Here is a 21,030-nt window from a genome sequence, read left to right on the forward strand (position 1 = left end):
CATGGACAAACGGATTTTTGTGGAAAAAAAAGCGGATTTTCAGGTCAAGGCTGAGAGTCTGACAGCGGAGCTGCAGCACAATCTGCAGCTGAGCAGTCTGCGCTCAATGCGCATCGTGCAGGTCTATGATGTGTTTCATCTGGCAGAAGAGCTTTTTGCGCGGGCAGAGAGGCATGTTTTTGCGGAGCAGGCGACGGACAAGCTTCTGCAGGATACAGAAGTGGCACAGGCGCTGGCTGGGTCCAGATTCTTTGCGATTGAAGCTCTGCCCGGTCAGTTTGACCAGCGGGCAGCCAGCTCTGAGGAGGCCCTCTTTTTGCTGGGGGCCGGGACGGATGTGCAGGTCAAAACAGCCCAGCTCTATCTGGTCAACAGCGATGTGAGCGAGCCAGACTTTGCGGCTATTCAGAAATACCTGCTCAATCCGGTTGATTCTCGTTTGAAGGATATTGAAAAACCAATCGAGCTGGAGCAGTTCTCAGAATCTGACAAGACCATTCCGGTGCTGGACTTTTTCAGAGACTATAAAGAAGCGGACTTTGCGGCTTATAAAAAGGAGCAGGGGCTGGCTATGGAAGTGGCGGACTTGCTCTTTATTCAGGACTATTTCAAGTCGCTGGGCCGTTTTCCGACGGAGACCGAGCTCAAGGTGCTGGACACTTACTGGTCTGACCACTGCCGGCATACGACGTTTGAGACCGAGCTGCGGCAGATTGATTTTTCGGCTTCTAAGTTTCAAGAGCAGCTGCAGACCACCTATGACAAGTATCTGGCTATGCGAAAGGAGCTGGGCCGTGAGGACAGGCCGCAGACCCTCATGGATATGGCGACGATTTTCGGTCGCTATGAGCGGGCCAAGGGCCGCTTGGCTGATTTAGAAGTATCCGATGAAATCAATGCCTGCTCGGTGGAGATTGAGGTTGATGTCAACGGCGTCAAAGAGCCTTGGCTTCTTATGTTTAAAAACGAAACCCACAACCATCCGACAGAAATCGAGCCTTTCGGCGGAGCGGCAACCTGTATCGGCGGGGCGATTCGCGATCCGCTGTCAGGGCGTTCTTATGTTTACCAGGCTATGCGGATTTCTGGGGCCGGCGATATTAGCCAGCCGATTGCTGAAACCCGCCCGGGCAAGCTTCCTCAGCAGGTTATTTCTAAGACGGCGGCCCACGGCTATTCCTCCTATGGCAATCAGATTGGTCTTGCGACGACTTATGTCCGTGAGTATTTCCACCCGGGCTTTGTCGCTAAGCGCATGGAGCTGGGAGCGGTAGTCGGTGCGGCGCCTAAGGAAAATGTCGTCCGCGAAAAGCCAGCGGCAGGTGATCTGGTTATCTTGCTGGGAGGCAAGACCGGCCGGGACGGTGTCGGCGGAGCGACCGGATCTTCCAAGGTACAGACAGCAGAGTCGGTAGAGACAGCAGGGGCAGAGGTCCAAAAAGGGAATGCCATTGAGGAGCGCAAGATTCAGCGGCTCTTCCGCGATGGCAATGTGACTCGTCTCATTAAGAAATCAAACGACTTCGGAGCTGGCGGGGTCTGTGTGGCTATCGGAGAATTGGCCGACGGTCTGGAAATCGAGCTGGACAAGGTGCCGCTTAAGTATCAGGGCCTAAACGGGACGGAAATCGCGATTTCTGAGTCGCAGGAGCGGATGGCCGTTGTAGTCCGTCCGGAAGATGCGGAAACCTTTATCGCTGCAGCAGCCAAGGAAAATATCTTGGCAGTCGTGGTGGCAAGAGTGACAGACAAGCCAAATCTGGTCATGCACTGGAATGGTCAAACCATTGTAGACATCGAGCGCAGCTTCTTAGACACCAATGGCGTGCGCGTGGTGGTGGATGCACAGGTGGTAGATGATGAAGCAGTTCTGCCGGGACAGGTGACAACGTCCGCAGAGACCTTGGAACGCGACCTCAAAGAACTGCTTGGTAATCTCAATCATGCCAGCCAAAAGGGGCTGCAGACCATTTTTGACAGCTCAGTCGGCCGCTCAACTGTCAATCATCCAATCGGCGGCCGCTACCAAATCACGCCGACTGAGGCTTCAGTGCAGAAGCTTCCAGTGGAGCACGGCAAGACAGAGACAGTCTCCGTCATGGCTCAGGGTTATAATCCTTATCTGGCGGCCTGGTCGCCTTACCATGGCGCGGCCTATGCAGTGATTGAAGCGACAGCCCGCTTGGTGGCTGCCGGGGCTGACTGGGACAAGGCCCGCTTCTCTTATCAGGAATACTTCGAGCGCATGGACAAGGAAGCATCCCGCTTTGGCAAGCCAGTGGCCGCCTTGCTGGGCTCTATTGAAGCGCAGCTTCAGCTGGGGCTGCCCTCTATTGGCGGCAAGGACTCCATGAGCGGAACTTTTGAGGAATTAACCGTACCGCCGACTCTGGTGGCCTTTGGGGTGACGACTTCCACTGCGGAGCGCATTCTGTCGCCAGAATTCAAGGCGGCCGGCGACTGCATCTACTATCTGCCGGGCCAGGTCTTGGCTCAGGACATTGATTTTGCCTTGATCAAGGGCAACTTTGAGCGCTTTGCGGCCATTCAGGCGGAACATGAGATAACAGCGGCAGCGGCGGTTAAATACGGCGGTTTGGCAGAAAGTCTGGCTCTGATGAGCTTTGGAAACCGAATCGGAGCTCAGGTGCAGGTGGCTGACTTGTCTTCAGTCCTGCAGGCGCAGCTGGGCGGCTTTGTCTTTACCAGTCCGGAGCAGGCTATTCCAGGCGCTGTCAAAATCGGTCAGACCAAGTCTGACTTTGCCCTGACGGTCAATGATGTCCAGCTTCAGGGTGCTCAGCTTCTGGCCAGCTTTGAAGGCCGGCTGGAGCCAATCTATCCAACAACATTTAAGCAGGAGACCATCATCGAGGAAGTGCCGGCTGTAGTGTCTGACACAGTTGTCAAGGCTAAAGAGACGGTTGCGCAGCCGCTGGTCTATATCCCCGTCTTTCCGGGGACCAACTCCGAGTATGACTCAGCTAAGGCCTTTGAGGCAGCTGGAGCCAAGGTCGATCTAGTTCCGTTCGTTACTTTAGATGAAGCAGCCATTGTCAAGTCCGTTGACACCATGGTTGACAACATTGTCAAGGCCAATATCATCTTCTTTGCAGGCGGCTTCTCTGCTGCCGACGAGCCCGATGGCTCCGCTAAGTTCATCGTCAACATCCTGCTCAATGAAAAGGTCAAGGCAGCCATTGATGCTTTCATTGCTCGCGGCGGTCTCATCATTGGGGTCTGCAATGGATTTCAGGCTTTGGTCAAGTCCGGTCTGCTGCCTTACGGCAATTTTGAAGCAGCTGGTGAAAACAGTCCGACCCTCTTTTACAATGATGCCAATCAGCACGTTGCTAAAATGGTGGAAACCCGCATTGCCAATACCAATTCGCCTTGGCTGACTGGTGTGCAGGTGGGGGATATTCATGCTATTCCGGTCTCTCATGGTGAAGGGAAGTTTGTCGTCACCGCAGAGGAATTTGCCCAGCTGCGTGACAAGGGCCAAATCTGGAGCCAGTATGTGGACTTCGAGGGCAGGCCAAGCATGGACAGCCGCTACAATCCAAATGGTTCTGTCTATGCTATTGAAGGAATTTGCAGTGAAAATGGCCAAATTATCGGGAAGATGGGGCATTCTGAACGCTATGAGGATGGTCTTTTCCAAAATATTCCGGGTCAGAAGGATCAGCAATTATTTGAAAGCGCCGTTCGTTATTTTACAGGAAAATAAGAAACGCTCCTCATGAAGAGGGTGTTTCATAAAAAAGCGGTCGATGCATACAGCTTCTGAGACTGGGAGGGCCTTAGCCGGCAGCGGCTGGCTTCTCTCTGGTTTTAAACAGTAAAGAATATAGGGTTAATCATGACATACGAAGTAAAGTCACTTAATGAAGAGTGCGGTATTTTTGGGATTTGGGGCCATCCACAGGCTGCTCAGGTCACGTATTTTGGGCTGCACAGTCTGCAGCACCGCGGTCAGGAAGGGGCGGGCATTCTCTCCAATGACCACGGGCAGCTGAAACGCTACCGTGATTTGGGTCTGGTTTCAGAGGTTTTTAAACATCCGGCAGATTTGGAGAATCTGACAGGGGAGGCAGCTATCGGCCATGTGCGCTATGCGACAGCCGGCGGCGCTTCTATCAACAATGTCCAGCCTTTCTTTTTCAGCTTTTATGATATGCAGCTGGGTCTGGCCCACAATGGCAATCTGACCAATGCCCATTCGCTGAGGCGGGAACTGGAGGAGCAGGGTTCCATTTTTGCCAGCTCTTCGGATACAGAAATTCTCATGCACCTGATTCGCCACAGCAGGCAGGACACTTTTCTCGCTAAGCTCAAGGAATCCCTGAATCGGGTCAAGGGCGGCTTTGCCTATCTGGTCATGGGTGAGGACAAGCTCTATGCAGCGCTGGATCCCAATGGTTTTCGGCCCTTGTCCATCGGCCGTATGAAAAATGGAGCCTGGGTAGTGTCCAGTGAGACCTGTGCTTTTGAGGTAGTCGGAGCTGAATGGGTCCGTGATTTGAAGCCGGGAGAGCTGGTCATTATCGATGATGAGGGCATTGTTTACGACCGCTATACGGATGACACCCAGCTGGCTATCTGCTCCATGGAGTATGTTTACTTTGCCCGGCCGGACAGTGTCATTCATGGCGTCAATGTCCATGCGGCCCGCAAGCGGATGGGCCGCCGCTTGGCGCAGGAATTTCAGCACGAGGCGGATATTGTAGTCGGAGTGCCCAATTCGTCACTCTCTGCGGCTTCTGGCTTTTCCGAAGAATCCGGCCTGCCCAATGAAATGGGCCTGATTAAAAATCAGTATATCCAGCGGACCTTTATCCAGCCGACGCAGGAACTGCGGGAGCAGGGAGTTCGGATGAAGCTATCAGCTGTTTCCAGCATTGTCAAGGACAAGCGCGTGGTCATGGTAGATGACTCCATCGTACGGGGAACGACCAGCCGCCGCATCGTTCAGCTGCTGCGGGATGCCGGGGCGGCCGAGGTTCACGTGGCGATTGGCAGTCCAGAGCTCAAATACCCTTGCTTTTACGGTATTGATATTCAGAACCGCCGGGAGCTCATCTCGGCCAATCATACGGTAGAGGAAGTCTGTGAGATTATCGGGGCAGACAGCCTGACCTATCTGTCTCTGGAGGGCCTCATTGAGTCGGTCGGCATTGAGACCGATGCGCCCAACGGCGGTCTCTGCGTAGCCTATTTTGACGGGGAATATCCTACTCCGCTTTATGACTATGAGGAGCGCTATCTGGAGAGTTTGAAAGAACAGACCAGTTTTTATTGAAACGGGTCAACGAGGGCTGTCACAATCTTTTGCAGAAAGAAACATAAGGAACGAAATGATGACAAATAAAAATGCATACGCTCAGTCCGGTGTGGACGTTGAAGCGGGATATGAAGTGGTTGAGCGGATTAAAAAGCATGTGAAAAAGACGGAGCGTGCAGGTGTTCTGGGCGCTCTGGGCGGCTTTGGCGGCATGTTCGACCTGTCGGCGCTGGATGTCAAGGAGCCGGTGCTCATTTCCGGGACGGATGGGGTCGGCACCAAGCTCATGCTGGCCATCCAGTACGATAAGCACGATACCATCGGTCAGGACTGCGTGGCCATGTGTGTCAACGACATCATCGCTGCGGGGGCTGAGCCGCTCTATTTCCTAGACTATATCGCTACTGGGAAAAATGAGCCAGCCAAGCTGGAGCAGGTGGTGGCCGGCGTGGCTGAGGGCTGTGTCCAGGCCGGTGCTGGCCTGATTGGCGGAGAAACCGCTGAAATGCCGGGCATGTACGGTCAGGACGACTATGATTTGGCTGGTTTTGCAGTCGGTGTGGCTGAAAAATCCCAAATCATTGACGGCTCCAAAGTGGCTGAAGGCGATGTCCTGCTGGGGCTGGCTTCCAGCGGCATTCACTCAAACGGCTATTCGCTTGTCCGCCGGGTCTTTACGGACTACACAGGCGAGGAAGTTCTGCCAGAACTGGAAGGCAAACAGCTCAAGGAAGTGCTGCTGGAGCCGACCCGCATCTATGTCAAGGCTTTGCTTCCGCTGATTAAGGAAGAGCTGGTTCATGGGATTGCTCACATCACCGGCGGCGGCTTTATCGAGAATGTGCCCCGCATGTTTGGGGAAGAGCTGGCTGCGGAAATCCAAGAAGACCGGATTCCGATTCTGCCGATTTTCAAGGCTCTTGAAAAATACGGCAGCATCAAGCATGAGGAAATGTTTGAAATCTTCAACATGGGGCTGGGCATGATTCTGGCTGTGGCACCTGAACATGCAGACCGGGTCAAGGAACTGTTGGAGGAGCCCGTTTACGAAATCGGCCGGATTGTCAAGAAGGAAAATGAAAGTGTCATGATTAAATGAAAAAAATAGCAGTTTTTGCCTCTGGCAATGGGTCTAATTTTCAGGTCATAGCAGAACAGTTCCCAGTGGAATTTGTCTTCTCTGACCATCGCGATGCCTATGTCCTCAAGCGGGCGGAACAGCTGAGTGTACCTTCCTATGCCTTTGAGCTCAGGGAATTTGACAGCAAGACGGCCTATGAAGAGGCTGTGGCGGCCCTGCTCGCTGAGCACCAGATTGATCTGGTTTGTCTGGCCGGCTACATGAAAATCGTTGGGCCCACTCTTCTGGCGGCCTATGAAGGCCGTATCATCAATATCCATCCAGCCTATCTGCCGGAATTTCCCGGTGCCCACGGGATTGAGGACGCCTGGCAGGCCGGTGCCGCTGAGAGCGGCGTGACCGTTCACTGGGTGGACAGCGGCGTTGATACTGGGAAAGTCATCAAACAAGTGCGCGTGCCGCGCTTAGCAGCTGATACTTTGGAGCGTTTTGAAGAACGGATTCATGCCGCGGAGTATCAGCTCTATCCGGCAGTTTTGGAGAGTTTGGGTGTGGAGAAAAGATAAGATGAAAGTGAAATATTTAGGGAAAATTGAAATCTTCATGGCGGTCATGTCAGCTTTGCTGCTGTTCATATCGATTATGATCACAAAGGATATTTTTAAAGATTCGATTAGAACTCATAACAACAACTGGATGGCAGTCAAAGGCAACAGCTACATCAGTATCAACTACCTCCAGTCTGAGCCGCTGGCGACGGATGTGGACGGGACCAATCTTTATCTGGCGGGCTACTGGCTGTCGGATAGTCTGACGGAGTATTTTGTCCTGCAGGCGGATCCCAACAGTGAAGATACCAAAAATCTCCTGAAAAATGCGGACAAACTGTCAGACCAGCCGCAGAGAGTTTTGGGCAGCCGAAATGGTTCCAGGAAGAACGAAAAAATCACAGAGATTGTCGAGAAAACCAGCCAGTTGCCGGATATTCCCAGAGAAATAAAGCTTTATTTTAATGAGGAAGATTATTTTTCTATCTCTGATCTGGAAAATCCAGTCTGGAATTTCGCTCAGGCAGCTTTTTTTGCCTTGATTTTCTATGCAATTTTTGCAGCCCTTCCCAATATCTTCATTCTGGTGCGCTGGCGCAAGTCCAAAAAAGCTGCAAAAGCCTTTTTTGAAGCCTATCCGGAACTCATGGGCGACTTGAACAATATCGAAAGCGGCGCAGCCTATCTGGACCAAACGGTCGGACTGGCCATTTACAAAAATCATCTGCTTGCTTTTAGTCAAAATTTTGCCATCGCGGATCTGCAACGGGTGAAAAGTCTGGAAATCTCTGGCAGGGGCAATCAGCTTGTTTACGGAGCTCCTGGGCTGCTTCTCCTCATGTCCCTGCTTCGTGCTGCGACTATTTTAGTCAAGGGAGAGAGCAAGAAGGACAAGCAAATCCTGATGGCTCATCATAGTCTGGATAAACCGGAAGCTAAAGACAGATTGGTGACAGCTATTGGAGCCTATTCAGCGGCTATTGCTGTGGTGATTCGGTGAAGAATGCTTGGTAGTAAAAATGATTGAGCTGAAACTAGTAGATAAGAGCAGTTTTCAGGCTGTGCTGGATTTGAAAATCTCTGAAGCCGATGAGCGGGCCCGCTTTGTGGCACCTAATGTCCGCTCACTGGCCGATGCCTGGCTCTACCGAGAAAACGGTGATGTCTTTCCAACAGCCATTTATTGGGATGGGGAAGTGATCGGCTTTGTCCTGCTGGAAATGGACAAAGAAGAGTCAGAATACTTTATCTGGCGGATCATGATTGGCCAGCAATACCAAGGGCGAGGCTACGGACGCAAGGCCTTGGAGGCGCTGATAGAGCAGGCGAAGGCTGATGTGGCCTGTGACCACTTGGTGGCGGACTATGTCCAGGGCAATGACAAGATGAAGCAGCTGCTGACCAGTCTGGGATTTGAGGAAACCGGCTGGATTGAAGAATATAAAGAAGTCGCTATGCGCTTAGACCTAAAGAAAGAGGAAAAAAATGACTAAAAAAGCCTTGATCAGTGTATCAGACAAGACAGGCATTGTAGAATTTGCAAAAGAGCTCAAGGCTCTGGGCTGGGATATTATCTCAACTGGCGGGACCAAGGTGGCCCTGGACCAGACAGGGGTGGCAACCATTGCCATCGATGATGTGACCGGCTTCCCTGAGATGATGGACGGCCGGGTCAAGACCCTGCATCCCAAGATTCACGGCGGTCTTCTGGCTCGCCGAGATCTGGACAGCCATCTGGATGCGGCCAAGCAGCACAGTATTGACCTCATTGACCTAGTCGTGGTCAACCTCTATCCTTTCAAGGAAACCATCTTGAAGCCGGGTGTGGAGTATGCGGAGGCGGTGGAAAATATTGACATCGGCGGACCGTCTATGCTGCGCTCAGCAGCTAAAAACCATGCCAGTGTGACCGTTGTGGTAGATCCGGCTGACTATGCTCTTGTTTTGTCTGAGCTGACGGCAGACGGCAAGACCGGCTTAGAAACCCGCAAGCGTCTGGCAGCCAAGGTCTTCCGCCATACAGCGGCCTACGATGCTCTGATTGCCGACTATTTCACCGCTCAGGTGGGCGAAGCCAAGCCTGAAAAGCTGACCTTAACCTATGAGCTCAAGCAGCCTATGCGCTACGGGGAGAATCCTCAGCAGGATGCGGATTTCTATCAAACGGCCCTGCCTCTGGACTACTCCATCGCCTCTGCCAAGCAGCTCAACGGCAAGGAACTGTCCTTTAACAATATCCGGGATGCGGATGCGGCTATCCGCATCATCCGTGACTTTCAGGACCAGCCGACTGTAGTAGCCCTCAAGCATATGAATCCCTGCGGCATCGGCCAGGGTGAGACCATTGAGCAGGCCTGGGACTACGCTTATGAGTCTGACCCGGTTTCGATCTTCGGCGGCATCGTGGTCCTCAACCGGCAGGTAGACGCTGCGACAGCTGAGAAGATGCATGGTATTTTTCTGGAAATCATCATCGCACCGAGCTATACGGATGAAGCGCTAGCCATTTTGACCAATAAAAAGAAAAATCTGCGGATTTTGCAGCTGGCTTTTGAAGCCCAAGCTGCATCTGGAGCAGAAGCAGAAGTGACCGGAGTCCTAGGCGGCCTGCTGGTCCAAAATCAAGACGTGGTCGAGGAAAATCCATCCGACTGGCAGGTCGTGACCAAGCGCCAGCCCAGTGAGCAGGAACGCCAGGCTCTGGAATTCGCCTGGAAATCCGTCAAGTATGTCAAGTCTAACGGCATCATCATCACGGATGACCACCAGGTTCTGGGTGTCGGCCCGGGTCAGACCAACCGGGTGGCATCAGTCAAGATTGCCATCGACCAGGCCAAGGACCGGCTGGAGGGTGCAGCTCTGGCTTCTGACGCCTTCTTTCCCTTTGCGGACAATATCGAAGAAATCGCTGCAGCCGGCATCAAGGCTATCATCCAGCCCGGCGGCTCAGTCCGGGACCAAGAGTCGATCGAGGCGGCTGACAAGCACGGCCTGACCATGATTTTTACCGGTGTAAGGCATTTTAGGCATTGAGAATGAATAGTAATTAAGTTTACATAGTCAATAGTTATTTATGGTATTTAACAAATTGTTAATACAATATATTTTATTTGACAGTAGAGGGTAAGGCCAAAATTATGAGATTAAACATTTATCGTGTAGAAACGACTAGTTTAAGTAAAACAGCAAAATGGAAAGAATTAAAAGGCAAAATTTGTAGTGAGGGATATAATGATGTTCGGAAGTTGAAGAAAGAATTTCATAGAAAAGGCTTTGTTGTACAAATCTATGTACAACGCAAAAAAAAAGAAACAACGAGTTGGTTACATGATATCAATGATATTTCTGATGGAGAAGATTTTGTAGAAGAGTCTTTTCAAAATCACAATGCGATTATTATGATAGGTACACCAAAGTCGCTTTATCTTATTCCACAAGGAAGAAGCCATTGGTTTGTGGCATCATTATCTGATTTAAAATTTGGTTTAGATTTTGCGGAACGTTCTATACAACCATCTGAAATTAATGTAAAGGGGATTAGTTATGTGGAAAGAAACAAATTAAGAGGAGTGTTGAACTACAAAGCAAATCAAACAGATTTTCCACAAGCTAGTGAAGCTTATTTTAACGTAGAAGGAAAACCTCAAAATACTATTTTTGGTAAAAATTTAAAATGTAATATCTCTGTACATCTTACAAAAGATTATAAATTTGAAACTAAATCGGATTTTGATGATTTTATAAATATTTTTAAGGAAATTGATAAACAGATATTAAGTCAACCTGATCAAGAATTTCCACGTTTTAAATTGTTGCCTCTGCACGATAAACTAAATCAAGAATTAGATGAGTATTTATTGAGAGTCTTAAAAGGGAAGAAAAACGAAGAATGTGATATTTCATTAAATAGAATAGTGACCTTAGGAGAGAACATAGAATTTGTAGGGGATTCGACTATTGAAATATCCATATTCAAGAATAAAAACAGTACGAAAAAACAAGTTGATTATAATTTGAATTCCATACGGGAATTTATTGTTGCTAATATGAAGAAAATTGATCAGATTCAAAGTATTCGTATAAAATTTTTGTCAGAGGAAAGAAAGACAATAAGCTTGAAAAATCTCATTTATGCTGAAATTGGGTATAAAGGGGAAAGATATTTTTTAGATTCTGGAAGATGGTCCACGTTCAATGAATCCTTTAAGTCTTTATTGGATATACAATTAAGAGAGATTGAAGGATTAGTTTTAAGATTGCCACAGCAACATAATTTTTCTTCAAAAGGCTTTCATATGGATGAAAATAAATTTATTTCAGAAATAATCTCAACAACGACAAATTACAAACAGTTTCATAAGAAAAATGTGTATTATAATGGAGTAGCAGTGGAAATTGGAGATTTGTTTGATGAAGTCTCCGGTGAATTAATTGCTGTAAAAATGGGATTAAATACTTCAAAATCAATTTATAGTTTTGAACAGTCCATATTATCAATGCAGGTATTAAGGGATAGGATAAATAAAAAGAGAAATGCTGAGTATCTGATGGAACAATACTCTCTGGATAAAACTTTAGTTTATAGTGCAATTAATTCAAAAAAGACTAGTGTTCTATGGATTGTTGATAAGTCAAATAAATCTATTTATGAAAGTGTTAAAAATAATAGTTTTAGCTTTTCACAGATACGTTCTATATTATTAAGGTTAAAAATTTTATCATGGTATAATTATGCTAGAGAAAATGGATTTGAACCAATATTGTATATGGGAATAAATCAATAGATGATATTAGTAAGTATTTATTTCTCATACTACATCAAAGAAATCGCTGCAGCCGGCATCAAGGCTATCATCCAGCCCGGCGGCTCAGTCCGGGACCAAGAGTCGATCGAAGCGGCCGACAGGCACGGCCTGACCATGATTTTTACCGGTGTAAGGCACTTTAGACATTAAGAAGATCAAAAAAATCCTCAGCCGAGGATTTTTTGATGATTAGTTTGGATAGATATAAGTCAGATGTCCCCAGTAAGAGGCCGTCGGGTCAAACCAGCCGCGAAAGTTGTCAATGTATTGCTTGCCCAGATAGTTGGCTTCCTTGATTTGGATGCGGGTGTCGGACTCAACATGGGTCACAACGCCGACATGGCCGTAACCGCCGTCATCCCAGCAGGCGATGGCTCCGACCTGAGGACTGCTGCCGGTACGGAATCCCGCGGCGCGAGCACTGGCTGCCCACTGGCCGCCGTTGCCCCACCAGCTGCCGGCCCATGGTGCCAAGACTTTGGCGCCCCAAGTGCACTGGCCCACAGGATAGCTGCCCGCTCCGGCGTAGTCGGGCTCATGGAGGGCAAGAGCAGCAGCGAGGGGAGCATCTGCCCTGTCTTCTTGCTTCACCTGAAAAGTCATCGGCAGCAAACCCCGTCCCTCCTGATAAAGATGCAGATGGTAGGTCCCTGTCCCCTTGTGATTGCTTAGAGAGATCTCGCCCTTAAAAAGCTCGCTCTGGCTCTGGCTGGTCGAATACCAGCGCAAGTCATCCTGCCCGCCCTCATCCGACCAAACGGCATAGGAAAGCGGCGCAGAGCTGGGGATATTTTCAGCTGAAAATTGGAAAATCCCCTTTTGCTTAAGCTGAATAGCAACTTCAACCGGCAGCTGCAGATTGGTAAAATCAACTTGCTCGGCCACATAGCCCATTCGGCTGCCGTCGGTATAGGTCACATAGACATGATTGAGATAGTTTCCTTTGATTTTCTGGTGGTTGCGAATGTCCACCCTTGCAGAAAATTCCCCCTGTCCGTTGGAGCTGGCTTCATACCATTTGAGATTGCTCTGATCGCTGGCAGACCAGCTGGCGACAGATACGGAGCGAATAAACTTTGTCAGGTCCGTTTCCTGCACGGAAATTTTATAAGTGCCTCGATTGACATCCAGCTCGGTCAGTTGAATGACGGGGTGTTGCGGAGCTGCATTTTCCTTAGAAACCTGCGTGCTGGCAGGCAGCAGTCCCTTTAGCTGGCCGTTGACAGTATCAGTCGTATAGAGATGAATCTGGTAGCTGCCCGTGTCAAAATGATGATTTTTCAGATAGACTCTGAGCGAAAAGCTGCCGGGACCGGTCTTGCTGGCGCTGTACCAATGCAAATCATCCTGACCCTGGTGTTCGGACCAGATGGGCAGCTGCAGATTAGAGATGTCATCCGGCAGATTGGTCACCTGTACCTCTAATATACCAGCAGTCGGACTGGATGTGATAACATTGATTCCGGTATTGGCCTGGACAGGCTGGACCAATCCCCAGCCTGCAGCCAGCAGGAAGGCAGATGTTAGGAGCAGTTTCTTATATTTCCTCATAAATCTCCTTTGCATAAATTTTTAGAAAGCTTTCACTTCTATTATTCGGAAAAAGATTGGAAAAACAGCTCTTCTTTGAGGATTTGCAAGACTGCTTCGCCTTATTGGCAAGAGTTGACAAGCTTGGAGATTTTTTGTACAATACGAATACAAAGTATTCAAAGGAGAGGACAGATGGCTACAATGACACTTAGAATCAATGACCAAGACGGTGATTTGATTAAAAACTATATCCAACTGCACGGCCTGACTATCTCAGAATTTGCCCGCCAGGCTATGCTGGAAAAAATCGAGGACGAGTACGACCTGCAGATCCTCAGACAGGCCATGGCCGAGGATGATGGTCAAAGAATCTCACATGAAGATGTGATGAAGGAATTTGGCCTATGAGCTATAAGGTAATCTATACGAAAAAAGCTTTAAAACAGCTAAAAAAATTAGATACTTATACTCGAACTTCCATTTTGACTTGGATTGACAGCCATCTGCAAGGCACTGATAACCCCCGCCAGCATGGCAAAGGTCTGACCGCCAATCGTGTAGGTGAGTGGCGCTACCGTGTCGGAAACTACCGCATCCTGGCCCATATCCTGGACGACGAAATTGTCATTGAAGGCTTTGCGGTGGGGCGTCGGAGGGATGTTTACTAGAGAATGGGTCCGTGTTCAATTATTTGAGCACGGCCTTTTCTTTTTGCCGCAGCTTGTCAATTTTCCTGCTGGGTCGGATTATTCTCCCTATTTTCCTCATTTTCATGGAACAAAACGAACGATTATGATATAATTTAGATAAATAATTCGTGAATGGAGTTGGACATGAAGCTTTTAGTTGTTGGTTCGGGCGGTCGTGAGCATGCGATTGCCAAGAAATTGTTAGAATCTCCGCAGGTGGAGCAGGTTTTCGTGGCTCCGGGCAATGATGGTATGACCTTGGACGGATTGGATTTGGTGAATATTGGAATTTCCGAACATTCCAAATTGATTGACTTTGCCAAGAGCCATGCTGTTGCCTGGACCTTTATCGGTCCGGACGATGCGCTGGCGGCTGGGATTGTGGACGACTTTGAAGCAGCCGGTCTCAAGGCTTTCGGCCCCTCCCGCTTAGCAGCTGAGCTGGAGTGGTCCAAGGATTTTGCCAAGTCCATCATGAAGAAATACAACGTTCCGACGGCTCGCTACGAGACCTTCTCTGACTTTGCAGCGGCCAAGGCCTACATCGAAAAGGAAGGCGCGCCCATCGTGGTCAAGGCGGACGGATTGGCGCTGGGCAAGGGCGTGGTCGTAGCGGAGACGGTGGAGGAAGCCGTAGCAGCAGCCCAAGACATGCTCTTGGATAACAAGTTTGGCGACAGCGGTGCCCGGGTGGTCATCGAGGAGTTTCTGTCCGGTGAGGAGTTTTCCCTTTTTGCCTTTGCCAATGGCGAGCGCTACTATATCCTGCCGACCGCTCAGGACCACAAGCGGGCCTATGACGGCGACAAGGGGCCCAATACCGGCGGAATGGGCGCCTATGCACCGGTGCCCCATCTGGCTGCGGAGGTGGTTGAGACTTCTATCCAGACTATCATCAAGCCGGTCCTTGAGGGCATGATAGCAGAAGGGCGGCCCTATCTGGGCGTGCTCTATGCCGGTCTTATCCTGACAGCTGACGGCCCTAAGGTCATCGAGTTCAATTCCCGCTTTGGCGATCCGGAGACCCAGATCATCCTGCCCCGCCTGACTTCTGACTTTGCGCAGAACATCACGGACATTTTGGCTGGGAAGGAGCCTAAGATTACTTGGCTGGATGCGGGCGTGACCCTGGGCGTGGTCGTGGCATCAGAGGGCTACCCGCTGGCTTATGAGAAGGGCGTAAAGCTTCCTGCCAAGACCGAGGAGGACATCATCACCTACTATGCCGGGGCTCAGTTTGCGGAAAATGGCTCCGCCCTGCTGTCCAACGGCGGCCGGGTCTACATGCTGGTCACCACAGCCGACAGCGTTCGGGCTGCGCAGGAAAGAATTTACGACCAACTAGAAAAACAAGACACCGCAGGCCTCTTTTACCGGACCGATATCGGAAGCAAGGCCTTGTAAAGCCAACACATCAAGCTTTAAACATATAAATAATTTAAAAAATGCCAAACAGACTACTGTTCTTAGAAGGTTCCAGCCTAACCTCGCGGGAGACTCTGACGGTTTTGCTCAAATCAGGCTATAAAATTGATGTTCTGTCTCCCAGCAGATTTCCCATTGCAGCCTTCAGTCGGCTGACTCACAGAATTCCGACGGTTGATGTCAATCGTTTTCCGACAGACTACTTGAAGCAGGTGCAGCAGCTGCTGGATCAAAAAACCTACACAGCTATCCTGCCGACCCATGAAGAGGGCTGGTTGCTGGCCAATGGAAAGCCGTTTTTACCCGCATTTCTGCCGATTGCACTGGCTGATAAGGAGCAGTTTGAAAAACTGGCCGGAAAGATTGCTTTTGCCGAGACTGCAGATCGGCTGGGTCTGCCCATCCCTAAGTGGGAACAGGTCAAGGATGCAGACTCTATCCGCCTGGACTACCCCTACTGGCTGAAGGCAGACTATGGCACCGCCGGGCGTTCGGTCTATCAGATCAGCAATCAAGATGACTTGCTGCAGGCTGCCGAGCTTTTATCCGCTAATGACGAAAGATGGATGGTCCAGCAAGATATAGCTGGGGACTACGGTCAGGTGCAGGCAGTGTTTGACCATGGCCGCTTGCTGGCAGTGCATACCAGCCTAAAAGCGGGGGCAGGTGCAGGCGGTTCGGCTGCGGCCAGATTAAGCATAGCATCTGAGGAGACAAGAGAACATGCTGAAAAATTAGGCCGGTTTTTAAAATGGCACGGCAGTCTGACCTTGGATTTTATCCGCAGGGAAGGGCAGTTTTACTATATCGAGTGCAATCCCCGAATGGTGGAGCCGGCTAATGCTTACAAAGCTGGGGTTCATTTCCCCAAAATCATGATAGACCTAGCCACTCACAGCTATGCGGAGCCTGAGGTCAGACTTGGTCAGGCAGGGATACAGACACATAGTCTCATGGCCTTGATCATCGGCACTGCAGAGAGGACGAAAAGCAGGATAAAAATCCTCCAGACCATCAGGCAGTGGCTTTGGAAGAGCGATAGTCAGGAAGTGCTGATGCCTGTCTGGCAGGATTTTCCAAGCTTTATACCTCTTGCGACGGTTACGCTTCGTCTCTTGATCAATCCGAAGAGCGTGAAACATCTGGTTGATCAGACGGTCAAACATTACAGCGTGGAGCCAGCCACCGTGAAAAATATTGAGCAAAAAATTTAGTTTATTTAAAGGAGAAAGAATGAAACCACTCATTTCCATCATCATGGGTTCCAAATCCGACTGGGCCACCATGCAGAAAAGCGCTGAAATATTAGACAAGTTTGGCGTGGCCTATGAAAAGAAGGTTGTCTCTGCCCACCGGACACCGGACCTCATGTTTAAGCATGCAGAGGAAGCCCGCGGCCGTGGCATCAAGGTCATCATTGCTGGAGCCGGCGGGGCAGCCCATCTGCCGGGCATGGTGGCAGCCAAAACCACCCTGCCGGTCATCGGTGTACCGGTCAAGTCTCGGGCTCTGAGCGGTCTGGACTCGCTCTACTCCATCGTTCAGATGCCGGGCGGCGTGCCGGTTGCGACCATGGCTATCGGGGAAGCTGGTGCCACCAATGCGGCTTTGACAGCCCTGCGTATCCTCTCTATTGAGGATGCCGACCTAGCAGCAGCGCTGGAAGAATTTCACGCTGAACAAGGCAAGATTGCAGAGGAGTCGACTAATGAGCTCAACTAAAACGATTGGCATTATCGGCGGCGGCCAGCTGGGCCAGATGATGGCTATCTCGGCTATCTACATGGGCCACAAGGTCATCACCCTGGATCCGGCGGCGGACTGCCCGGCCTCCCGGGTTTCAGAGGTCATCGCAGCTCCTTACGACGATGTGGAGGCCCTGCGCCAGCTGGCAGACCGCTGTGATGTCCTGACCTATGAATTTGAAAATGTCGATGCCGACGGTTTGGATGCTGTTATCAAGGAAGGGCAACTCCCTCAGGGTACGCGTCTCCTGCGCATTTCCCAAAACCGGGTGACGGAAAAGGAATTTCTGACCAGCACCGGTGTGGCGCTGGCGCCCTACCGGGTCATCCGGTCCAGCAGCGACCTGGATAACGATGACTTTGAGACCAAGCGGGTCCTCAAGACCGCTACCGGCGGCTATGACGGCCACGGTCAGGTGGTTATCAAGGATGAGGCCAGTCTGGTGACTGCGCGTGACCTGGCCGACACGGCCCTCTGCGTGCTGGAGGATTTTGTGCCCTTCAGCATGGAAATCTCGGTCATCGTCTCCGGCAACGGCCAGGACATCACGGTCTTCCCCGTTCAGGAAAATATCCACCGCCACAATATCCTATCCAAAACCATCGTCCCAGCCCGCATTTCCCAAAGCCTAGCCGATAAGGCAGTCCAAATGGCCAAAAAAATCGCCACAGACCTGCAGCTTTCTGGTACACTATGTATAGAGATGTTTGTGGCGGGTGAGGAGATTTTGGTCAATGAAATCGCGCCGCGGCCCCACAACTCCGGCCACTACAGCATCGAGGCCTGCGACTTTTCTCAGTTTGACACCCATATCCTGGGCGTCCTGGGCCATCCCCTGCCTGAGATCAGCCTCCACGCCCCCGCTGTCATGCTCAATGTCCTGGGCCAGCACATGGGAGCCGCCCGGACCTATGTCCAGCAGCACCCCAAGGCCCACCTCCACCTCTACGGCAAGGAAGAAGCCAAGCACAACCGCAAGATGGGGCATGTGACGGTCTTTAGTGATGAGCCGGATGAGGTGCAGGAGTTTTAAAAGTCGAACTATTAAGACAACATTATCGAGAAGTTTCCAAAAATGAAAGGTTAAGTATCAAATGAAGGAGTCAGAAGTATATACTAGACTTGGAATGAGTGGAAAAAATGAGTTTGAATCCATAGTTGGTTTTGAAACAAAGTATCACGAAGAAGGTTCTTATTTTGAGATACTAAGAGGAAAAACTGTCATACCTAGATTACCTAAATCTAAGTCGCAAGGATGGCATGTTACTTTAGATGGAGAAACATCACATAATGACACTCCGGATTTAAACTTAACACTAGATCTTCCAGAGGGAAATCCGCAAAAAGTAAATGGTCAAAACTTCTTTCATAGAGGACATATTTTAGCAAAAGAATTTTATAATTTTATACCTAATGAGGCTGAGGCCAAGAGAAAAATCAAGGATAATGCCAAAAATGGTTTTATTCAGTTTAGTGAATCTAATATGCAACAAACTAAAAAGAATATATTCTCTAGACAAAGTCAAGCATATTATGAAAATAGAATTGCTGAGTATCTTAGGGCTACTAAAAATAAGATATCATATCAAGTAAGAGTTTATTTTTATGACAAAAATGATCAGATTCCCGTTGGAACTAGAGTGTCGTTTAAAACAAAAGATATGAGCTTGGAAGCTGAACTATGTAATGATGTATTTGTTCCAAATTTTGATAAAGATTTTGATTTATCAAAATCAACTGGATATGCTGGTCAAGAAAGTTATAGAGAATTTTACGCTAACGGATATGATGAAGAATACAGAAACTGTTTTAGTAATATTGTTAGGGTAGAGAATAGCGCTTTAGTTAGTCGAACATTTGATGAGAATCATAATCAAATCTTTTATTATGTACAAGAAAATTTAACTGGTAGTTCAGGTTTGTTTTTGACATGTGACGATGCATATTGGGTTTATCATACTAATCCAGAAGATGTGCTAATTGAAAATTTCACAAAAGAAGAGTTTTTTAGTAAATATCTTCCCAGAAAATATTATTATCCAGCTCGAAATGAAACGTCAAATATTTCAGCAATATTTTTTGATTGGCCTACTGTAGAAGCATTACCTGGATTTGCGATGCCAGGTAAGAAGCAGTACACCATAGAAAAAGCAACTGAAATACTTAATTGGATAGAATAGAATAAATCAGAGAGGCTGAAGTTTATACTCGATTTAAAAATCCTTTTCACACTGAAAGGAAGGATTACTCACACCGAATGTAATAACTTGAATATAAGTTGTGGTCTTGGGTAAATATTATGATTCAAATTATCGTGAATGCTTTTGTAGAAGACGGCAAAGAAAATGCAATTGTGGAAGTCATGTTCGCTAGTAGTGACCATGAAAAAGTGCAAGAAAAATTTCAAGAACTGATAACTTAACTTCCTAATAAATATATGATAATTTGTGACTTACCACTGGATACTAACTTGAATGAACTGGGACATTATCCGTCAGTGGTGATAGGGAAAGAGGAGTTTGAGTAGGGAGGTTTTATGGGACTATTTAATTTTGGAAAACCAAGAGATGAAGTTTTAGAGGCTAAGTTAAAAAAGCTAGCTTCTGATATTGAATTAAAAAAGTCTGATTTAGCAAATTTAAAACAAGAAATAAGAATAAGTAAAGAAATTATCTCATTAAATGCTGAACTTAATCGAAAGAAAGAAGAATTAGCACATTTGAATGAGGAAATAGCTGTTGCTAATGATAATCTAAATTTACAAGAATTTGGTTTCTTTGAAAGGCACTATAAATTTTCTGATAGTGTAAAATATAAAGACAAACTAGATACTTTAAGGATGCAACAAAAATCCATGACTAAAAATGGAACTGCTGGTAGAATAATCTCTCCAATGCTTTTAGATAATAGTAAAAGCAAGGGAAGAACTATGCAAAACCAACTGATTAAAGCTGCTTTGAGAGGATTTAATGGAGAAGCCGATGCTTTGTTAGTTAAGGTTTCAGTGGTAAATGTTGACAAAAAAGTTAAGGCTCTTAGAAAAGCATTTGAACAACTGAATAAAATGTATTCACGAAATTTAGTCGAAATAACTTATCAATATCTGGAGTTAAAAATTGAGGAGTTACGCTTAGCAGCAGAGTATGAGCTTCAAAAGCAAGAAGAAAAAGAGTTGCTCCGTGAACAGCGAGAAAAAGAACGTGAGGATAAAAAACTTCAAGCGGAAATTAAAGCTCGTAGAAAACAACTTGAAAAAGACCGAGCCCATTTTAAGAACATGCTTCAAAAAGTGGAAGAATTGTTAAAAAACGCTAAGGATGAAGAAATTGAAGAATTGAAACTTCAATTAGCTGAATATCAAGACAAACTTTCAGAATTAGATGAAATTGAGGAAGACATAGATTATCGCGAAGGTCACGCTACTGCAGGGTATGTCTATGTTATTTCCAATATTGGTTCCTTTGGGGAAGGTGTCTACAAGATAGGCGTCACTCGTCGATTAGAACCATTGGAACGTATTCGGGAATTAAGCAGTGCGTCTGTACCATTCCAATTTGATGTTCATGCCTTAATTTTCAGTGAAGAAGCATTTGCGTTAGAGACGACATTGCACAATCAACTCTCAGAATATCGAGTAAATAAAGTCAATGGTCGTAAAGAATACTTTAAAGTTCCGTTTGAAAAAGTAAAAGAAATTTTGTATTCTCATAAAGAATTGACAATAGAACTGACTGAAAATGCAGAAGCATTTGAGTATAGACAAACTAAAGCTATTGAAGAAAAGCCTTAACTTTGCGACCGCAGGTTGCCTACCCGATGTTTCACGCCGTGGGGAGAGCGTGAGCGACGGAAATCTTGAGACCTTGGGCTCAAGATTTAGTCATGAGATTCCGAAGGAAGCTGCTGACGTCCGCCCCAC

The 21,030-nt window shown here is 48.1% G+C and carries 17 protein-coding genes and 2 pseudogenes; 18 read left to right on the forward strand and 1 reads right to left on the reverse strand.

The window, feature by feature from the left end:
• The first annotated feature begins 1 nt into the window (after position 1).
• From DHL47_RS06210 to DHL47_RS06250, 9 genes and pseudogenes are all read left to right on the forward strand, one after another.
• The gene (locus DHL47_RS06210) at positions 2 to 3,730 is read left to right on the forward strand and encodes a phosphoribosylformylglycinamidine synthase (protein WP_209551246.1); all 3,729 of its coding nucleotides are present in this window, start codon (positions 2 to 4) and stop codon (positions 3,728 to 3,730) included.
• A gap of 132 nt (positions 3,731 to 3,862) precedes the next feature.
• Positions 3,863 to 5,302, forward strand: coding sequence for an amidophosphoribosyltransferase (gene purF, locus DHL47_RS06215; RefSeq protein ID WP_128837518.1), 1,440 nt, complete (start codon positions 3,863 to 3,865; stop codon positions 5,300 to 5,302).
• 58 nt (positions 5,303 to 5,360) lie between these two features.
• Positions 5,361 to 6,383 carry a phosphoribosylformylglycinamidine cyclo-ligase gene (gene purM / locus DHL47_RS06220; RefSeq protein ID WP_209551301.1) on the forward strand — a complete coding sequence of 341 codons (1,023 nt, stop codon included), beginning with the start codon at positions 5,361 to 5,363 and terminating at the stop codon, positions 6,381 to 6,383.
• Positions 6,380 to 6,931 carry a phosphoribosylglycinamide formyltransferase gene (gene purN, locus DHL47_RS06225; protein WP_209551247.1) on the forward strand — a complete coding sequence of 184 codons (552 nt, stop codon included), beginning with the start codon at positions 6,380 to 6,382 and terminating at the stop codon, positions 6,929 to 6,931. The genes purM and purN overlap by 4 nt, the downstream gene beginning before the upstream one ends.
• 1 nt (position 6,932) lies before the next feature.
• A complete protein-coding gene (locus tag DHL47_RS06230) occupies positions 6,933 to 7,913 on the forward strand; it encodes a hypothetical protein (RefSeq protein ID WP_209551248.1) in 981 nt (326 codons plus the stop codon).
• 19 nt (positions 7,914 to 7,932) lie between these two features.
• Entirely contained in the window at positions 7,933 to 8,406 is a 474-nt protein-coding gene (locus DHL47_RS06235; RefSeq protein WP_209551249.1) for a GNAT family N-acetyltransferase, read from the forward strand.
• Positions 8,399 to 9,946 (forward strand): bifunctional phosphoribosylaminoimidazolecarboxamide formyltransferase/IMP cyclohydrolase, encoded by a 1,548-nt coding sequence (gene purH / locus DHL47_RS06240; RefSeq protein WP_209551250.1) that lies wholly within the window; start codon positions 8,399 to 8,401, stop codon positions 9,944 to 9,946. Before DHL47_RS06235 ends, purH begins: the two co-directional genes overlap by 8 nt.
• A 104-nt stretch (positions 9,947 to 10,050) precedes the next feature.
• Positions 10,051 to 11,697, forward strand: a complete 1,647-nt coding sequence (locus tag DHL47_RS06245; RefSeq protein WP_209551251.1) for a DUF6119 family protein — start codon at positions 10,051 to 10,053, stop codon at positions 11,695 to 11,697.
• Between the two features lie 36 nt (positions 11,698 to 11,733).
• Positions 11,734 to 11,868 (forward strand): annotated as a pseudogene (locus DHL47_RS06250) (IMP cyclohydrolase); the annotation flags it as partial.
• A 39-nt stretch (positions 11,869 to 11,907) separates the two neighbouring features.
• Here the strand turns inward: DHL47_RS06250 and DHL47_RS06255 are convergent.
• The gene (locus DHL47_RS06255; RefSeq protein ID WP_209551252.1) at positions 11,908 to 13,269 is read right to left on the reverse strand and encodes a GBS Bsp-like repeat-containing protein; all 1,362 of its coding nucleotides are present in this window, start codon (positions 13,267 to 13,269) and stop codon (positions 11,908 to 11,910) included.
• A gap of 174 nt (positions 13,270 to 13,443) precedes the next feature.
• Here DHL47_RS06255 and relB point away from each other — a divergent pair, with 174 nt between their 5' ends.
• From relB to DHL47_RS06300, 9 genes and pseudogenes are all read left to right on the forward strand, one after another.
• On the forward strand, positions 13,444 to 13,659 hold the full coding sequence (relB, locus tag DHL47_RS06260) for a type II toxin-antitoxin system RelB family antitoxin (RefSeq protein WP_128837522.1): 216 nt from the start codon (positions 13,444 to 13,446) through the stop codon (positions 13,657 to 13,659).
• Entirely contained in the window at positions 13,656 to 13,919 is a 264-nt protein-coding gene (locus DHL47_RS06265) for a type II toxin-antitoxin system RelE family toxin (protein ID WP_209551253.1), read from the forward strand. Before relB ends, DHL47_RS06265 begins: the two co-directional genes overlap by 4 nt.
• Positions 13,920 to 14,084: 165 nt before the next feature.
• Positions 14,085 to 15,344 (forward strand): phosphoribosylamine--glycine ligase, encoded by a 1,260-nt coding sequence (purD, locus tag DHL47_RS06270; RefSeq protein WP_209551254.1) that lies wholly within the window; start codon positions 14,085 to 14,087, stop codon positions 15,342 to 15,344.
• 41 nt (positions 15,345 to 15,385) lie between these two features.
• Positions 15,386 to 16,579 (forward strand): ATP-grasp domain-containing protein, encoded by a 1,194-nt coding sequence (locus DHL47_RS06275; RefSeq protein ID WP_209551255.1) that lies wholly within the window; start codon positions 15,386 to 15,388, stop codon positions 16,577 to 16,579.
• 19 nt (positions 16,580 to 16,598) lie between these two features.
• Positions 16,599 to 17,087 carry a 5-(carboxyamino)imidazole ribonucleotide mutase gene (purE, locus tag DHL47_RS06280; protein WP_209551256.1) on the forward strand — a complete coding sequence of 163 codons (489 nt, stop codon included), beginning with the start codon at positions 16,599 to 16,601 and terminating at the stop codon, positions 17,085 to 17,087.
• Complete coding sequence (purK, locus tag DHL47_RS06285) at positions 17,074 to 18,144, forward strand: 5-(carboxyamino)imidazole ribonucleotide synthase (RefSeq protein ID WP_209551257.1); 1,071 nt, start codon at positions 17,074 to 17,076, stop codon at positions 18,142 to 18,144. Before purE ends, purK begins: the two co-directional genes overlap by 14 nt.
• A gap of 61 nt (positions 18,145 to 18,205) precedes the next feature.
• Positions 18,206 to 19,291 carry a DNA/RNA non-specific endonuclease gene (locus DHL47_RS06290; RefSeq protein WP_209551258.1) on the forward strand — a complete coding sequence of 362 codons (1,086 nt, stop codon included), beginning with the start codon at positions 18,206 to 18,208 and terminating at the stop codon, positions 19,289 to 19,291.
• Between the two features lie 119 nt (positions 19,292 to 19,410).
• Positions 19,411 to 19,638 (forward strand): annotated as a pseudogene (locus tag DHL47_RS06295) (phosphoribosylaminoimidazole carboxylase).
• Between the two features lie 9 nt (positions 19,639 to 19,647).
• Entirely contained in the window at positions 19,648 to 20,901 is a 1,254-nt protein-coding gene (locus DHL47_RS06300) for an SNIPE associated domain-containing protein (RefSeq protein ID WP_209551259.1), read from the forward strand.
• Positions 20,902 to 21,030 lie beyond the last annotated feature (129 nt).

This window comes from Streptococcus panodentis (assembly GCF_017884005.1).
GTDB lineage: Bacteria > Bacillota > Bacilli > Lactobacillales > Streptococcaceae > Streptococcus > Streptococcus panodentis.

Excerpts from the sequence above, each read along its gene's own strand:
- DHL47_RS06210 (WP_209551246.1), top strand. The coding sequence starts at position 2 with ATGGACAAACGGATTTTTGTGGAAAAAAAAGCGGATTTTCAGGTCAAG.
- purF (WP_128837518.1), top strand. The coding sequence starts at position 3,863 with ATGACATACGAAGTAAAGTCACTTAATGAAGAGTGCGGTATTTTTGGG.
- purM (WP_209551301.1), top strand. The coding sequence starts at position 5,361 with ATGACAAATAAAAATGCATACGCTCAGTCCGGTGTGGACGTTGAAGCG.
- purN (WP_209551247.1), top strand. The coding sequence starts at position 6,380 with ATGAAAAAAATAGCAGTTTTTGCCTCTGGCAATGGGTCTAATTTTCAG.
- DHL47_RS06230 (WP_209551248.1), top strand. The coding sequence starts at position 6,933 with ATGAAAGTGAAATATTTAGGGAAAATTGAAATCTTCATGGCGGTCATG.
- DHL47_RS06235 (WP_209551249.1), top strand. The coding sequence starts at position 7,933 with ATGATTGAGCTGAAACTAGTAGATAAGAGCAGTTTTCAGGCTGTGCTG.
- purH (WP_209551250.1), top strand. The coding sequence starts at position 8,399 with ATGACTAAAAAAGCCTTGATCAGTGTATCAGACAAGACAGGCATTGTA.
- DHL47_RS06245 (WP_209551251.1), top strand. The coding sequence starts at position 10,051 with ATGAGATTAAACATTTATCGTGTAGAAACGACTAGTTTAAGTAAAACA.
- DHL47_RS06255 (WP_209551252.1), bottom strand. The coding sequence starts at position 13,269 with ATGAGGAAATATAAGAAACTGCTCCTAACATCTGCCTTCCTGCTGGCT.
- relB (WP_128837522.1), top strand. The coding sequence starts at position 13,444 with ATGGCTACAATGACACTTAGAATCAATGACCAAGACGGTGATTTGATT.
- DHL47_RS06265 (WP_209551253.1), top strand. The coding sequence starts at position 13,656 with ATGAGCTATAAGGTAATCTATACGAAAAAAGCTTTAAAACAGCTAAAA.
- purD (WP_209551254.1), top strand. The coding sequence starts at position 14,085 with ATGAAGCTTTTAGTTGTTGGTTCGGGCGGTCGTGAGCATGCGATTGCC.
- DHL47_RS06275 (WP_209551255.1), top strand. The coding sequence starts at position 15,386 with ATGCCAAACAGACTACTGTTCTTAGAAGGTTCCAGCCTAACCTCGCGG.
- purE (WP_209551256.1), top strand. The coding sequence starts at position 16,599 with ATGAAACCACTCATTTCCATCATCATGGGTTCCAAATCCGACTGGGCC.
- purK (WP_209551257.1), top strand. The coding sequence starts at position 17,074 with ATGAGCTCAACTAAAACGATTGGCATTATCGGCGGCGGCCAGCTGGGC.
- DHL47_RS06290 (WP_209551258.1), top strand. The coding sequence starts at position 18,206 with ATGAAGGAGTCAGAAGTATATACTAGACTTGGAATGAGTGGAAAAAAT.
- DHL47_RS06300 (WP_209551259.1), top strand. The coding sequence starts at position 19,648 with ATGGGACTATTTAATTTTGGAAAACCAAGAGATGAAGTTTTAGAGGCT.